Below are 504 nucleotides of genomic sequence, written 5' to 3' on the forward strand. Positions count from 1 at the left end.
GTCATTGACCTAGACAATGGGCCTGCCGTCAAAAGCCAGCGCACCCAGTTCATCAAGCGCATGGCGCAGTTTGCGCAGCGCGAGCAGATGAAGATCCGCCTGGTTTACTATCCGCCTTATCACAGCAAGTACAATCCGATAGAGCGCTGTTGGGCGGCGCTAGAAAACTACTGGCATGGCGCTATCCTCGATACCGTTGAAACAGCCTTACGATGGGCGGCAAACATGACTTGGAATGGCTTCGAGCCCATGGTTGAGCTAGTCGAGGCGACTTATCCGAAGGGTGTCAAGGTGACCAAAGATGAGTTAGAGCCGTTTGAGCAACAGTGGCAGCGCTCTGAGACGTTGCCTAAGTGGGATGTGACGATTGTTCCGATATGAACGGTAGATTATTTGTTTGCGAGTCCCTAAAGACGAATATGAGACGCATTGGCAACAAGCCTCAAGATCTTTGGAAGCTGGTCAAAGCGTGTCTTTCATTCAGTCTATGCACGATCCTAAGTC

1 protein-coding gene is annotated in these 504 nt (G+C 51.2%); it reads left to right on the forward strand.

Features of this window, described 5'->3' with window-relative positions:
- Positions 1-381, forward strand: a 381-nt coding sequence (locus CKL79_RS22765; RefSeq protein ID WP_170944071.1) for a transposase, incomplete at its 5' end; no start/stop codon positions are given.
- Positions 382-504 lie beyond the last annotated feature (123 nt).

The sequence above is a fragment of the Leptolyngbya sp. BC1307 genome (assembly GCF_002286735.1).
Classification (GTDB): Bacteria; Cyanobacteriota; Cyanobacteriia; order Phormidesmidales; family Phormidesmidaceae; genus Phormidesmis.